Origin of the sequence: Streptomyces sp. DSM 40868 (assembly GCF_011820545.1) — a bacterium.
In the GTDB taxonomy this organism is placed as follows: Bacteria; Actinomycetota; Actinomycetes; order Streptomycetales; family Streptomycetaceae; genus Streptomyces; species Streptomyces eurythermus.
The window spans coordinates 2,444,810-2,457,409 of sequence record NZ_CP050504.1 but is presented as its reverse complement, the minus strand read 5'-3'; the positions used below and the strand labels follow the sequence as shown (position 1 = coordinate 2,457,409).

Here is a 12,600-nt window from a genome sequence, read left to right as displayed (position 1 = left end):
CAGGCCGAGCCCGCACACCTGGGTGCGCGGCGCCGATTCCCCCGCATTGAAGCGTGTTGACCAGGACCCGACAACACCTCGGCTCGGTCGTTCCGGACGACTGGCCGGACCTCGCCGTCGTGCGGACGGCGGAGCGGGCCGGGCCGGGTCGCGGTGGCCCTCGTCCCGGGCCCCACCGGAGAGCGGCGGGCGGGCGGCGGCCGACGCGTCCCCGGCACCCGGCATGGCCGGATCCCGGCCGTCGGACATGCCGGTCCCGCGCGGCCGTCCCGGAGCAGGGCGGCCCACCGTGCGCGCCCGGCTCACCACTCACCCCCGGCCCACCGCTCACCCCCCGGCTCACGACGCACCCCCGGCCACCCGTGGCGCACCGTCGCTCCGGGCGGGCCGCGGTAACGAGTGCGAGGGTTATCCACAGGCCCGGCACAGGCCCGACGCGGTGTCGGTGCTCGCCAGTAGGGTGTGAGACATGGCCGATCCCTCCAGCTACCGCCCCAGGCCGGGTGACGTCCCGGACTCTCCGGGGGTGTACAGGTTCCGCGACGAGCACCGCCGGGTGATCTACGTCGGAAAGGCGAAGAGCCTGCGCCAGCGCCTGGCGAACTACTTCCAGGACCTGGCGAACCTGCACCCGCGCACCCGGACGATGGTGACCACCGCCGCGTCCGTGGAGTGGACCGTGGTGTCCACGGAGGTCGAGGCGCTGCAGCTGGAGTACTCCTGGATCAAGGAGTACGACCCCCGGTTCAACGTCAAGTACCGCGACGACAAGAGCTACCCGTACCTCGCGGTCACGATGAGCGAGCAGTTCCCCCGCGTCCAGGTGATGCGCGGTCACAAGAAGAAGGGCGTTCGGTATTTCGGGCCGTACGCGCACGCGTGGGCCATCCGGGACACCGTCGACCTGCTGCTGCGGGTGTTCCCGGTGCGCACCTGCTCGGCCGGCGTGTTCAAGAACGCCGCCCGCACCGGCCGCCCCTGCCTGCTCGGCTACATCGACAAGTGCTCCGCGCCCTGCGTCGGCCGGATCACCCCCGAGGACCACCGGGAGCTGGCCGAGGAGTTCTGCGACTTCATGGCCGGCCGGACCGGCACCTACCTCCGCCGTCTGGAGAAGCAGATGATGGAGGCGGCCGAGGAGATGGAGTACGAGCGGGCGGCCCGCCTGCGCGACGACATCGGGGCGCTGAAGAAGGCCATGGAGAAGAACGCGGTCGTCCTCGCCGACGCGACCGACGCCGACCTCATCGCCGTCGCCGAGGACGAGCTGGAGGCGGCCGTGCAGATCTTCCACGTGCGCGGCGGCCGGGTCCGCGGTCAGCGCGGCTGGGTCACCGACAAGGTCGAGGACGTCACCACCGGCGCCCTGGTCGAACACGCCCTCCAGCAGCTGTACGGCGAGGAGAGCGGGGACGCCGTCCCCAAGGAGGTGCTGGTCCCGGCCCTGCCCGAGCCGGTCGAGCCGGTCCAGGAGTGGCTGACCGGCCGCCGCGGGGCGAACGTGTCGTTGCGCATCCCGCAGCGCGGCGACAAGAAGGCGCTCATGGAGACCGTGCAGCGCAACGCCCAGCAGTCCCTCGCGCTGCACAAGACCAGGCGCGCCTCCGACCTGACCACCCGCTCGCGCGCGCTGGAGGAGATCGCCGAGGCCCTCGGCCTGGACAGCGCCCCGCTGCGCATCGAGTGCTACGACATCTCCCACCTCCAGGGCGACGACGTGGTGGCCTCCATGGTCGTCTTCGAGGACGGGCTCCAGCGCAAGGGCGAGTACCGCCGCTTCCAGATCAAGGGCTTCGCCGGCCAGGACGACGTCCGCTCCATGCACGAGGTGATCAGCCGCCGCTTCCGGCGTTACCTCGCGGAGAAGGAGCGGACGGGGGAGTGGGCCGACGGCACCGGCACCGGCCCCGTCGGCGACGGCGGCACCGGCATCGACGGCGCGGACACCGACGGCACGCTCGCCGGCCCGGAGGTGATCACGGACTCCCTCAAGGACGACGACGGCCGGCCCAGGAAGTTCGCCTACCCGCCCCAGCTGGTGGTCGTCGACGGCGGTCAGCCGCAGGTCGCCGCGGCCCAGCGCGCCCTGGACGAACTGGGCATCGACGACATCGCCGTCTGCGGTCTCGCCAAGCGCCTGGAGGAGGTCTGGGTGCCCGGCGAGGACGACCCGGTGGTCCTGCCCCGCACCAGCGAGGGGCTCTACCTGCTCCAGCGGGTGCGTGACGAGGCGCACCGCTTCGCGATCACCTACCAGCGCACCAAGCGCGCCAAGCGCTTCCGCGCCGGCCCGCTGGACGACGTCCCCGGCCTCGGGGAGACCCGCAAACAGGCCCTCATCAAGCATTTCGGCTCGGTGAAGAAGCTGCGGTCCGCCACAATCGAGCAGATCCAGGAAGTGCCCGGGATAGGCCGGAAGACCGCGGAGACCATCGCCGTGGCCCTCGCCCAGGCGGCCCCGGCCGCACCCGCCGTGAACACGGCGACCGGAGAGATCATTGAGGACGAGGAACCCGGCACGACGGGGGGTTCCTCGGGGGAGCCCGTGACCGCGGGCGTCCCGGACGAACGACGGGGGCAGGAGACATGACGGAGCACGAGGCACAGCCCACGGCACAGCGAGATCGGACGCACGGCGCCACGGGCGGCGAGGCCGTCCGGCACGACACCGGCCAGGGCCCGGCCCGGCCCGACGCCGGCCGGGAGACGGGCCAGGACAACGGAGCACAGGTGAGTACGGGCAGCGAGACAGCCGGGGTCCCCGAGGCGGCCATCCCCGAGCTGGTGATCATTTCCGGTATGTCCGGAGCCGGCCGGTCCACGGCCGCCAAGTGTCTGGAGGACCTCGGCTGGTTCGTCGTGGACAACCTGCCGCCCGCCCTCATCCCCACCATGGTGGAACTGGGCGCCCGCTCACAGGGCAACGTGGCGCGGATCGCGGTCGTCGTGGACGTGCGCGGCCGGCGCTTCTTCGACAACCTGCGCGAGTCCCTCGCCGACCTGGACACCCGGGGCGTCACCCGGCGGATCGTCTTCCTGGAGTCCTCCGACGAGGCCCTGGTCCGCCGCTTCGAATCGGTGCGCCGGCCGCATCCGCTCCAGGGCGACGGACGCATCGTGGACGGCATCGTCGCCGAGCGCGAGCTGCTGCGCGAGCTGCGCGGCGACGCCGACCTGGTGATCGACACATCCAGCCTCAACGTGCACGAGCTGCGCGCCAAGATGGACGCCCAGTTCGCCGGCGAGGAAGAGCCCGAGCTGCGGGCCACGGTGATGTCCTTCGGCTTCAAGTACGGCCTCCCGGTCGACGCCGACCTGGTCGCGGACATGCGGTTCCTGCCCAACCCGCACTGGGTCCCGGAGCTGCGCCCCTACACCGGCCTCAACGAGGAGGTCGCGGCCTACGTCTTCAACCAGCCCGGTGCGAAGGAGTTCCTGGACCGGTACGCCGAACTCCTGCGGCTCATCGCCGCCGGCTACCGGCGCGAGGGCAAGCGGTATGTGACCATCGCCATCGGCTGTACCGGCGGCAAGCACCGCTCGGTCGCGATGTCGGAGAAGCTCGCCGCGCGCCTGGCGGCCGAGGGCGTGGAGACGGTGGTCGTACACCGGGACATGGGACGGGAATGACGCAACGTACACCGCGGCTGGGCAGGCTGCGCCGGATGGTGCCCGAGGCGCGCGCCGGCCGCCCGGCCGAGGCCCGCGGCGGCCGGCCCCGCCGGCGCGGCGCCCAGCCCAAGGTGGTCGCGCTCGGCGGCGGCATGGGCCTGTCCGCGTCGCTCGCCGCGCTGCGCCGGATCACCGGCGATCTCACCGCCGTCGTCACCGTGGCCGACGACGGCGGCTCCAGCGGCCGGCTCAGGGACGAGCTGGGTGTGCTGCCGCCCGGCGATCTGCGCAAGGCGCTGGCCGCGCTGTGCGGGGACGACGAGTGGGGCCAGACCTGGGCCCGGGTCATCCAGCACCGCTTCCAGTCCCAGGGCGATCTGCACGAGCACGCGGTCGGCAACCTGTTGATCGTCGCCCTGTGGGAGCAGCTCGGCGACCATGTGCAGGCCCTGGACCTGGTCGGCAAGCTGCTCGGCGCGCACGGCCGGGTGCTGCCCATGTCCGCCGTGCCGCTGGAGTTGCAGGCCCTGGTCAAGGGACACGACCCCGAGCGCCCGGACGACGTGGACACGGTGCGCGGGCAGGCGACGGTCGCCCTGACCCCCGGCGAGGTGCAGTCGGTGCACCTGGTGCCCCACGACCCGCCCGCGGTCCCCGAGGCCGTGGCGGCGGTGCTGGACGCGGACTGGGTGGTGCTGGGCCCCGGCTCCTGGTTCTCCTCGGTCATCCCGCACCTGCTGGTGCCCGAGTTGCTGGACGCGCTCACCGAGACCAAGGCGCGCCGTGTGCTCTCCCTGAACCTGGCGCCGCAGCCGGGAGAAACCGAGGGCTTCTCCCCGCAGCGTCATTTGGAGGTTTTGGGGCGACACGCCCCTAAACTCGCCCTGGACGTGGTGCTGGCCGACGAGGCCGCCGTGCCCGACCGCGATTCGCTCACCGAGGCCGCCAAGCGGCTGGGAGCCGCGGTCGAGCTGGCGCCGGTGGCCCGGCCCGACGGAACTCCCCGGCACGACCCGGAGCTGTTGGCCGCCGCGTACGACCGTATTTTTCGGATGCATGGAAGGATCGGCCCATGGCGATGACGGCAGCGGTGAAGGACGAGATCTCCCGGCTCCCCGTCACCCGGACCTGCTGCAGGAAGGCGGAGGTCTCCGCCATCCTGCGGTTCGCCGGCGGCCTCCACCTGGTGAGCGGGCGCATCGTGATCGAGGCCGAGCTGGACACCGCGATGGCGGCGCGCCGGCTCAAGCGGGACATCCTGGAGATCTTCGGGCACAGCTCCGAGCTGATCGTGATGGCCCCCGGCGGGCTGCGCCGCGGCTCGCGCTACGTCGTCCGGGTCGTCGCGGGCGGTGACCAGCTGGCCCGGCAGACCGGCCTGGTGGACGGGCGGGGCCGGCCGATCCGCGGGCTGCCCCCGCAGGTGGTCTCCGGGGCCACCTGTGACGCCGAGGCGGCCTGGCGCGGAGCCTTCCTGGCGCACGGCTCGCTGACCGAACCCGGCCGCTCCTCCTCCCTGGAGGTGACCTGCCCGGGCCCGGAGGCGGCCCTCGCCCTGGTCGGCGCGGCCCGCAGACTGTCCATCGCCGCGAAGGCCCGCGAGGTGCGCGGGGTGGACCGGGTGGTCGTCCGCGACGGCGACGCGATCGGCGCCCTGCTCACCCGGCTGGGCGCGCACGAGTCGGTGCTGGCCTGGGAGGAGCGCCGGATGCGCCGCGAGGTGCGGGCCACGGCCAACCGGCTCGCCAACTTCGACGACGCCAACCTGCGCCGCTCGGCCCGGGCCGCCGTGGCCGCGGGCGCCCGTGTCCAGCGGGCCCTGGAGATCCTCGGCGACGAGGTTCCCGAGCACCTCGCCGCCGCCGGCCGGCTGCGTATGGAGCACAAGCAGGCATCCCTGGAGGAGCTGGGAGCGCTCGCCGACCCGCCGCTGACCAAGGACGCGGTCGCGGGCCGTATCCGCCGGCTGCTGGCGATGGCCGACAAGCGCGCGGCCGACCTGGGCATCCCGGGTACGGAGGCCAACCTCACCGAGGAACTGGCCGAGAACCTGGCCGGCTGAAACCGGACGGAGCGTCAACTCGCCGGTGCCGACGTCCCCCTTTCGGGTGGCCGGCACCGGCGTTCGCGTGTCCATGAGGCGCTCTTGACTCGATCATCGAGTGCCATGAGCCTGGCAGCCTTGTTCGCCACTGGTGCGGACCATCTGTAGGGGGGTTCATGAGACACGGAGCGAGATCGATCCTCGCTGTCGGCGCGCTGATGATCGGCGCAGCGAGCCTCGCACCCACAGCCCAGGCACGGAGCGAAGACCCGGCACCCGCGCCGGAAGAGGTCAGGGTCTTCCACGCGGAGGTCACGGAGCAACAGGTACCCCTGCTGCTCGAGGCCGGCCAGGACGGTCACGAACTCGGTGAGCGGACGGCCGCGGGAGGCAGGACCCGGGTCGAGGTCTACCTCACCGGCAAGCAGGCCGCGCGACTGCGCGAGCAGGGCGTCGCCCTCACCGAGCACACCCTCTCGGCCAAGGCCGAGGCCCGGGTCGAGGGCGCGGCCCAGGGCGTGTTCCGCCCGTACAGCGGAAGCGGCGGGCTGAAGGAGGAGATCCTCCGCACCGCCGCGGCCAACCCCGGCCTCACCAAGGTCGAGTCCATCGGGAAGACCATCAAGGGCCAGGACATCCTCGCGCTCAAACTGACCGGGAACGCCAGGAAGTCCGAGGACGGCTCCAAGCCCGCCGTGCTCTACATGTCCAACCAGCACGCGCGCGAGTGGATCACGCCGGAGATGACCCGCCGGCTGATGCACTACTACCTGGACCACTACAAGACCGACCGGCGCGTCAAGAGGATCGTCGACTCCACCGAGCTGTGGTTCGTCCTCTCGGCCAACCCGGACGGCTACGACTACACCTTCAAAGGCCCCGAGACCCGCCTGTGGCGCAAGAACCTGCGGGACGTCGACGGTGACGGGGTCATCGGCAGCGGCGACGGCGTCGACCTCAACCGCAACTTCCCCTACAAGTGGGGCTACGACAACGAGGGTTCGTCCCCCAACCCCACCAGCCAGACCTACCGTGGCGCGAGCCCCGCCTCCGAGCCGGAGACCAGGGCCCTGGACGCCCTGGAGAAGCGGATCGGCTTCCGTTACGGCATCAACTACCACTCCGCGGCGGAGCTCCTGCTCTACGGCGTGGGCTGGCAGGTGGCCACGGCGACCCCCGACGACGTCCTCTACCGGGCACTGGCCGGCACGCCGGACAACTCGGCCGTCCCCGGGTACCACCCGCAGGTCTCCTCCGAGCTGTACACCACCAACGGCGAGGCGGACGGCCACGCGTCGAACGTCAACGGGATGGCCATGTTCACCCCGGAGATGTCGACCTGTCAGACAGTGTCGGACAGTGACCCGGACGACGCCTGGGACAGCCGGGACTGCCGGTCGGGCTTCACCTTCCCCGACGACGAGAGACTGATCCAGCGGGAGTTCGCCAAGAACGTCCCGTTCGCGCTCTCCGTCGCCGAGACCGCGGCGCACCCCGACCGACCGGCCTCCGCCGTCGGCCTGGACGCCGCCGACTTCACCCCGGCCGCGTTCACCACGTCCTACTCCCGGGGCGCGGACCAGGAGGTCGCGGTCGTCGCCCGCAAGGCGGTCCGGGACAAGGAGCTCAAGTACCGCGTCAACGGCGGCCGTACCCTCGACCAGGCGCTCAGGCCCTGGAAGGGCGGCGAGACCTACGGCGGCGAGGACAACCTCTACTTCGACGAGTACCGCGCCAAGGTGCGGGACGGCGAGCCGGGCGACCGGGTGGAGGTGTGGTTCACCGGCGAGACCAGGAGCGGCAAGAAGGTCTCCAGCCCCCACTTCACCTACACCGTCGCGCGGCGGCCGGCCGCCGACACGCTCGTGGTCGCCGAGGAGGGCACCACCGCCACCCAGGCACGGGCCTACACGGACGCGCTCCGGGCCGCCGGGCACCGGGCCCTCGTATGGGACGTCGCCACCCAGGGCGCCCCGGACGCGCTCGGCGTGCTGAAGCACTTCCGGACGGTCGTGCACTACTCCGGCGCGAGCGGCCCCGGCAACGCCACCCAGCTGCGACTGCGCGCCTACCTCAACGAGGGCGGCAGGCTGATCGAGGCAGGGGAGCGGGCAGGCGGCAGCGTCGACCTCGGCGACGGCACCCTGTCGGACGACTTCAGCCAGTACTACCTGGGCGCCTACAGCCACATGCCGGCCAAGGGAGCCACCGGCTTCACCGGCTCCGGCGCCCTCGCCGGCTTCTCCGGCGCCCTCGGCGACGCGCCCGGCAACCCGCTGGACGCGGCGGGTACCTACGGCGTCACCTCCGAGGAACTGCCGGTCGCCGAGTTCCCGCAGTTCCAGAGCGCGGGCGCGGGGGCGTTCAGCGGGACCGTCAACCCGTACGGGCCGTACGCGGGCGCCTTCATGGCCGCCGCCGCGCACACCGACAACGCCTACAAGCGCCTCACCCGCACCATCGACCTCACCGGTGTCACCGCCGCCGACCAGCCGGCCCTGAAGGCCCGGCTGCTGTGGGACACCGAACCCGGCTACGACCACGTGGTGCTCGAGGCGCGCACCGTGGGCGCCGACGACTGGACCACGCTGCCGGAGGCCTCGGGTGCCACGCGGACGGCCGTGCCGGCGGAGTGCGGCTCCCTGGTCGGTGAGCACCCCTGGCTCGGGCACTATCTGACGCCGGCCGGCAACGGCTGCGCAGCGACCGGGACCACCGGTTCCTGGAACAGCCTCAACGGCACCTCCGCCGGCTGGCAGCAGGTGAGCTTCGACCTGAGCGCGTACGCCGGGAAGTCCGTCGAGGTCTCGATCGGGTACGTCACCGACACCGGCACCGGCGGGTACGGCGTCCTGGCCGACGAGGCATCGCTGGTCGTCGGCGGCGCGGCGCGCCAGACGGAGGGCTTCGAGTCGTCCCTGGGCGCCTGGCGGGCGGCCGGACCGCCCGCGGGCAGCGCCCCGGTCCAGAAGGACTGGACCCGCACCGGGGCCCTGTTCCGGACCTACGCGGCGGTCACCACGGACGACACCGTGCTGCTCGGGTTCGGTCTGGAACAGGTGGTCTCGGCGGCCGACCGGACGGCCCTGCTGAGGAAGGCGTTCGCCGCGCTCGACAGGTGAGCGGAGACCCCTCTCAACGGTGCGCGGACGAGCAGTTCATCAAGTGAGCCGACCCGCTCACGAACGAGTGAAAATGACGTCGTGGGCGCCCGGAATTCCGTAACAAATACGGGTGAATCCACTGTCGATCCGGGGCGGTCCGTACCTCTACTGGCGGGTACGGACCGCCTGCCCGTGTATGGGTCATCTCGATGTCACCCAGGGGGCCTCAGAGAGGTAGGGTCGGGGGTGGTCGGGGACATCCCAAACAGAGCTCGCCGGCACCGCATAGCCGGCGTACCAACGAGGAGATCGGTTCGTGACGATCCGCGTAGGCATCAACGGCTTCGGCCGCATCGGTCGTAACTACTTCCGCGCCCTGCTGGAGCAGGGGGCGGACATCGAGGTTGTGGCTGTCAACGACCTGGGTGACACCGCGACCACCGCCCACCTGCTCAAGTACGACACGATCCTGGGTCGCCTCAAGCAGGAGGTCTCCCACACCGCCGACACGATCACCGTCGACGGTCACACCATCAAGGTGCTCTCCGAGCGCAACCCGGCGGACATCCCGTGGGGCGAGCTGGGCGTCGACATCGTCATCGAGTCCACCGGCATCTTCACCAAGCGCGAGGACGCCGCCAAGCACCTCGCCGGCGGCGCCAAGAAGGTCCTCATCTCGGCTCCGGCCAAGGACGAGGACATCACCATCGTCATGGGCGTCAACCAGGACAAGTACGACCCGGCGAACCACAACGTCATCTCCAACGCCTCCTGCACCACCAACTGTGTGGCGCCGATGGCCAAGGTCCTCGACGAGAACTTCGGCATCGTCAAGGGCCTGATGACGACGGTGCACGCGTACACGAACGACCAGCGCATCCTGGACTTCCCGCACAAGGACCTGCGCCGCGCCCGTGCCGCCGCCGAGAACATCATCCCGACCACCACCGGCGCCGCCAAGGCCACCGCCCTGGTCCTGCCGCACCTCAAGGGCAAGCTGGACGGCATGGCCATGCGCGTCCCGGTCCCGACCGGTTCGGTCACCGACCTGGTCGTGGAGCTGAGCCGCGAGGTCACCAAGGAAGAGGTCAACGCCGCCTTCCAGAAGGCCGCCGAGGGCGAGCTGAAGGGCCTCCTCGACTACACCGAGGACCCGATCGTCTCCTCCGACATCGTCAACGCCCCGGCGTCCTGCACCTTCGACTCCTCCCTGACCATGGTCCAGGAGGGCAAGAACGTGAAGGTCATCGGTTGGTACGACAACGAGTGGGGCTACTCCAACCGCCTCGTGGACCTCACGGTCTTCGTCGGCAACCAGCTCTGATCGCAAACAGCAGGACCACGAAGTGAGAGCAGGGCTCGGGCAGCGCACCGTCGCGCTGACCGGGCCCTGTCCCACGTAGCGACCACGCCCTTTTACGATCAGGTGCACACGAGCCCTCCTCAGGAGTCCACCCCATGAAGACGATCGACGAACTTCTCGCCGACGGCGTGAGCGGCAAGCGGGTCTTCGTCCGCGCCGACCTCAACGTGCCGCTCGCCGACGGCACGATCACCGACGACGGCCGCATCCGCGCCGTCCTGCCCACCGTCAAGGCCCTCGCGGACGCGGGCGCCAAGGTGGTCGTCGCCTCGCACCTGGGCCGCCCCAAGGGTGCCCCGGACCCCGCCTTCTCGCTGCTGCCCGCGGCCGAGCGCCTCGGTGATCTGCTCGGCGCCCCGGTCGCCTTCGCCGAGGACACCGTCGGCCCCGCCGCCCACGACGCCGTCGACGGCCTCCAGCCGGGCCAGGTCGCGGTCATCGAGAACCTGCGCTTCAACCCCGGCGAGACGTCCAAGGACGACACCGAGCGGGGGGAGTTCGCCGACCGGCTCGCCGCCCTCGCGGACGTCTACGTGGGCGACGGCTTCGGCGCCGTCCACCGCAAGCACGCCTCCGTCTTCGACCTCCCGGCCCGGCTGCCGCACTACGCCGGCCACCTGATCGCCACCGAGGTCGGTGTGCTGAAGCAGCTCACCGACGACGTCAAGCGGCCGTACGCGGTCGTCCTCGGCGGCGCCAAGGTGTCCGACAAGCTGGGCGTCATCGACCACCTGCTGGAGAAGGCCGACCGCATCCTCATCGGCGGCGGCATGGCCTACACCTTCCTCAAGGCCCAGGGGCACGAGGTCGGCATCTCCCTGCTCCAGGAGGACCAGATCCCGGCGGTCAAGGAGTACATGAAGCGCGCCGAGGAGCGCGGGGTGGAGTTCGTCCTCCCCGTCGACGTCCTCGTCTCGCCCGACTTCCCGGACCTGAAGACCAAGGCCCCGGCCAACCCCACCACGGTCGCCGCGACCGCCATCCCGGCCGACCAGGAGGGCCTGGACATCGGCCCTGAGACCCGTACGCTGTACGCTTCGAAGCTCGCCGACGCCGCGACCGTCTTCTGGAACGGTCCCATGGGCGTCTTCGAGCACCCCGACTACGCCGAGGGCACCAAGGCGGTCGCCCAGGCCCTCGTCGACTCCGACGGCTTCACCGTCGTCGGCGGCGGTGACTCCGCCGCGGCCGTGCGCACGCTCGGCTTCGACGAGAAGGCATTCGGCCACATCTCGACCGGTGGCGGCGCCTCCCTCGAATACCTCGAGGGCAAGACGCTCCCCGGCCTCGCCGCACTGGAGGACTGACCTCGATGAGCACGCGCACGCCGCTGATGGCGGGCAACTGGAAGATGAACCTCAACCACCTCGAGGCCATCGCGCACGTCCAGAAGCTCGCCTTCGCCCTGGCCGACAAGGACTACGAGGCCGTAGAGGTCGCCGTCCTGCCGCCCTTCACCGACCTGCGCTCCGTGCAGACCCTGGTCGACGGCGACAAGCTCAAGATCAAGTACGGTGCCCAGGACATCTCCCGGCACGACTCCGGCGCCTACACCGGCGAGATCTCCGGGCCGATGCTGGCCAAGCTGAAGTGCACCTACGTGGTGATCGGCCACTCCGAGCGCCGCCAGTACCACAACGAGACCGACGAAGTGGTCAACGCCAAGGTCAAGGCCGCCTACAAGCACGGCCTCACCCCGATCCTGTGCGTCGGCGAGGAACTGGACGTCCGCGAGGCGGGCAACCACGTCGCCCACACCCTCGCCCAGGTCGAGGGCGGCCTGAAGGACCTCCCGGCCGAGCAGGCCGAGACCGTCGTGATCGCCTACGAGCCCGTGTGGGCCATCGGCACCGGCAAGGTCTGCGGCGCCGAGGACGCCCAGGAGGTCTGCGCCGCCATCCGCGCCAAGGTCGCCGAGCTGTACTCCCAGGACGTGGCCGACAAGGTCCGCATCCAGTACGGCGGCTCCGTGAAGTCGGGCAACTGCGCCGAGATCATGGCCCAGCCCGACATCGACGGCGCCCTGGTCGGCGGTGCCTCGCTGGACGCCGACGAGTTCGTCAAGATCGTGCGCTTCCGCGATCAGTGACGCCGGACCGTGAGTAGGCGGTAGCGGCGATACGTCGTACTCTTGCGGGGGCACAGCCGAGCGCTGTGCCCCCGTCGTCCATCCGAATCCGAGGAAGTTGGTCCAGCCGTGGTTTTGGGGTTCTCGATCGCCCTGATCGTCTTCAGCCTGCTGCTGATGCTGCTGGTGCTGATGCACAAGGGGAAGGGCGGCGGCCTGTCCGACATGTTCGGCGGCGGCATGCAGTCCTCCGTCGGCGGTTCCTCGGTCGCCGAGCGCAACCTCGACCGGATCACCATCGTGATCGGCCTGCTGTGGTTCGCGTGCATCATCGTCCTCGGCCTCGTGATGAAGTCGAACAGCTGACGCCCGACCAGCGCGAACCGGCCGTACTTCCGGAGCGCGCCAC

General features: G+C 71.0%; 9 protein-coding genes. All 9 read left to right on the top strand.

Going from position 1 to position 12,600, the window contains the following annotated elements:
• Window positions 1–469: 469 nt before the first annotated feature.
• Complete coding sequence (uvrC, locus tag HB370_RS11065) at window positions 470–2,590, top strand: excinuclease ABC subunit UvrC (protein WP_030792341.1); 2,121 nt, start codon at window positions 470–472, stop codon at window positions 2,588–2,590.
• Window positions 2,587–3,630, top strand: coding sequence for an RNase adapter RapZ (gene rapZ, locus HB370_RS11060; protein ID WP_030792339.1), 1,044 nt, complete (start codon window positions 2,587–2,589; stop codon window positions 3,628–3,630). Before uvrC ends, rapZ begins: the two co-directional genes overlap by 4 nt.
• Window positions 3,627–4,694 (top strand): uridine diphosphate-N-acetylglucosamine-binding protein YvcK, encoded by a 1,068-nt coding sequence (yvcK, locus tag HB370_RS11055; RefSeq protein WP_030792337.1) that lies wholly within the window; start codon window positions 3,627–3,629, stop codon window positions 4,692–4,694. The genes rapZ and yvcK overlap by 4 nt, the downstream gene beginning before the upstream one ends.
• Window positions 4,685–5,674, top strand: a complete 990-nt coding sequence (gene whiA, locus HB370_RS11050; protein ID WP_030605113.1) for a DNA-binding protein WhiA — start codon at window positions 4,685–4,687, stop codon at window positions 5,672–5,674. The genes yvcK and whiA overlap by 10 nt, the downstream gene beginning before the upstream one ends.
• A 158-nt stretch (window positions 5,675–5,832) precedes the next feature.
• Window positions 5,833–8,778: a M14 family metallopeptidase gene (locus tag HB370_RS11045; RefSeq protein ID WP_030792334.1), complete on the top strand. Its 2,946-nt coding sequence runs from the start codon at window positions 5,833–5,835 to the stop codon at window positions 8,776–8,778.
• 298 nt (window positions 8,779–9,076) lie between these two features.
• A complete protein-coding gene (gene gap / locus HB370_RS11040) occupies window positions 9,077–10,084 on the top strand; it encodes a type I glyceraldehyde-3-phosphate dehydrogenase (RefSeq protein WP_030792332.1) in 1,008 nt (335 codons plus the stop codon).
• A 134-nt stretch (window positions 10,085–10,218) separates the two neighbouring features.
• Window positions 10,219–11,430: a phosphoglycerate kinase gene (locus tag HB370_RS11035; RefSeq protein WP_030792329.1), complete on the top strand. Its 1,212-nt coding sequence runs from the start codon at window positions 10,219–10,221 to the stop codon at window positions 11,428–11,430.
• 5 nt (window positions 11,431–11,435) lie between these two features.
• A complete protein-coding gene (gene tpiA, locus HB370_RS11030) occupies window positions 11,436–12,212 on the top strand; it encodes a triose-phosphate isomerase (RefSeq protein WP_030792325.1) in 777 nt (258 codons plus the stop codon).
• 108 nt (window positions 12,213–12,320) lie between these two features.
• Window positions 12,321–12,557 (top strand): preprotein translocase subunit SecG, encoded by a 237-nt coding sequence (gene secG / locus HB370_RS11025; RefSeq protein WP_078637776.1) that lies wholly within the window; start codon window positions 12,321–12,323, stop codon window positions 12,555–12,557.
• The last annotated feature ends 43 nt before the right edge of the window (window positions 12,558–12,600 follow it).